The 2,800-nt window shown below is 37.4% G+C and carries 2 protein-coding genes; both read left to right on the forward strand.

Annotated features, from left to right (window positions below; all coding sequences use genetic code 11):
• Positions 1-666 precede the first annotated feature (666 nt).
• A complete protein-coding gene (locus tag F6K37_RS37330; protein ID WP_008179910.1) occupies positions 667-879 on the forward strand; it encodes a HetP family heterocyst commitment protein in 213 nt (70 codons plus the stop codon).
• A 382-nt stretch (positions 880-1,261) separates the two neighbouring features.
• Positions 1,262-1,954: a PilZ domain-containing protein gene (locus tag F6K37_RS37335; RefSeq protein WP_008179908.1), complete on the forward strand. Its 693-nt coding sequence runs from the start codon at positions 1,262-1,264 to the stop codon at positions 1,952-1,954.
• Positions 1,955-2,800: the final 846 nt, after the last annotated feature.

Below are 2,800 nucleotides of genomic sequence, written 5' to 3' on the forward strand. Positions count from 1 at the left end.
GTAATAGGTAATAGGTAATAGGTAATAGGTAATAGGTAATAGGTAATAGGTAATAGGTAATAGGTAATAGGTAATAGGTAATAGGTAATAGGTAATAGGTAATAGGTAATAGGTAATAGGTAATAGGGATGCGCTGCATCTTCAGGTGCGACCCGTGGCGAATTTAATTCGCCAAGGTCAAGCGCACCTAACAGGGAATCAGCTTCAAAGAATACTGTACCTCATAACTGTGATAAACGCTATATTTATAACAAGCCTACACAGAAATTGGAATTATCTGATTAGTTATTTATACTTATTAACCTAGAGGGGCGCTTGTCGCCCCTCTAGTATCCAATAAGTTAACTGCCATGGACTTTGTCAAGGTTCATGGCAGTTTTAATGGACTTTAAATTTTGTTTTTAATGAGTAATTATAACATTTTTTGGATGCTCATATACCCAAAAAAAAAAGTATACATAAACATACATAAATCCTACTAAATCAAACCTGAACGCAAACCTAAACGCAAACCTATGCTCGAAAGAATAGATTTATACACAGCAGGATCGGTAATCTTACCATCTGCTATCATTTCAGCACTTCACCTAGCACAACTTCCTTAGGAGTTGCTAAAGTGAAGTAAACCCTTTGCTTAGCTGCATCTACCTTTATATAGATAGATTTATGAGTACTGAACAATTAAATCAAGTTATAGAAGCAATTATTTCTGGCAAGTATTCCTGGGCTTGTGTATTGATATTACGGTTTTCTGGCTACAATCCTTTGCAATATATGCCCTATCGAACTTACAATCGGTTAATCAAACAAAACTATAACTTAGGCAACCGGAATAAAACTGCATCCTCTCAACCATCAAAAATTCTCAAAAGGTGTTAATCATCAAGACAACCAAAATAAAAAATTACTAAAAAATCCTAGATCCTAGGCTCTAGACTCTAGGTATTAGGTATTAACCATCAGGCATTAAGTACTAAAACCATTACTCATTAACCATTAACCATTAACCAAACACCAAACACCGGGTGCATCTCAATGCATGCAAAAACACTCAGGACAATAGAAGACTAATATCATGTTATGACAATTACCCTTAATAAAAATCCCCCTATCTCCCCCTATCCCCACCCTCCCCACACTTCCCGCGCCTGGGTCCCACACTTCCTTTAGTTATAGATTTACAAGTAACAGATGCACCCCAAACACCAAACCCCTAACCCCTAACTCCTAACTCCTAACACCTATCTTTCAGGAGATTAATTTGACTAACACTCATTTACTCAAAGAGCGTAGGAAATTTCCGCGTCATATCACCTTACTAAATTATCAGATAGAAGGACTGATTTCAGATCAAAATGATTTAGTAGTTAATCTGAGTCAAGGCGGTGGCAAAATTTACATTAACAAACCATTAAAAACTGGGGAGCATAAAAAAATTCAGTTCTGCTTACCAGGAATAAGTTACACAGCTACTTCTATGGTGAAAATTGCCTGGCAAAGGAAAATTGGTTTAGATTCACCAGCTAAATATGAAGCAGGAGTGAAGTTTTTAGATATCTCACCAGTCAAGCTTAATACACTATTAGAACGGAAACAACTTATCTTCAGCAATCACTTTCAGTTCAAAGTATTACTGAAAACGTTTGCTGCTGCTGCCTGTATAGTTTCTGCACTTGCTCAGTCAGCTAGTAGTCAAACCGTTGCACCAGGCTCTATTCTCAGTATTTTGCTGGAGGGTCTTAATGATCGTATCTCTTGGGTAGCAAGTCAAAATCCCACTGATGAAGCTAGCTTCAGCTGGGAGCAATCTCCTAGGCAGCATCCGATTGGATTTAAGTTTAATCAATCTTTAGTGAGTGTTGATGATTTAGAGTCTGCTCCTGAGCCAATAACAATGGCTAGTTTGGTCTTATTAGGTGCTACATTTCTGATCCCATGTCGTCACCTAGAGTAATAATACCAAGTTAGATTAATTATCTATTTTGGCAGGATTATATTAAGGGTTAAGGTTATGAACTTAAGCTTTCTGTTTTTATTTGCCCTATTTTCACAAAAAATTCCTGATAAACCAATGGGGGTTGTTAAAAATTAATCATTTTAGTTATAGCAATTAATTTAGTTTAAAATTATTAATTTTAGTGAGGATGTGCCATTATTTAGCTACAATATAGATATGAGCACTTAGGTTAAATCCCCTGCCTTCAGGCAGGGGATTTCTTAATGGTATTAATTAGTTTAGAAAGTAAATACAAAATAATCAGTTAACTATTGACCCATACTCGAACATGAACACACCAGGTAGAAATTCCAGGTTGAAGCTTGTTTGCTTGTTCGCGTAGCGTGGCCGAAAGGCCAAGGTTCAGAAGATAACCTTTAACCTAGCAACCTATAGCAATCCTATCTGATTCGTGAAAGAAATGGGCTGCTTTAAGGCAGAAGGCAGAAGGCAGAAGGCAGAAGGAACAGGGTGCATCTCAATGCATGCAATTAGGCAAAAATTATAATAAAATCTCCGCGCCCCCGCCCCACACTTCCCGCGCCCCCGCCCCACACTTCCCACACTTTCCTTATTTTTTACAAATATGAGATGCACCCGAAGGAACAGGAGTTGGAGCTAGTTTTTAAAAAGTCCAGTGATTTTACAAATGATTTAGGATTGCTATAGTAACCTGGTAATAGCTTTTCCGTTTACATCTGAATTGTAAACATTGATGGAGGCATGGGGGGATGGGAAGAAAGTTAATTGAGGCAAATGCAAGTTGTAAACAATTCCGATGCTATCAGATTTGATATAGCAATC

The sequence above is a fragment of the Moorena sp. SIO4E2 genome (genome assembly GCF_010671945.1).
Lineage (GTDB): Bacteria > Cyanobacteriota > Cyanobacteriia > Cyanobacteriales > Coleofasciculaceae > Moorena > Moorena producens.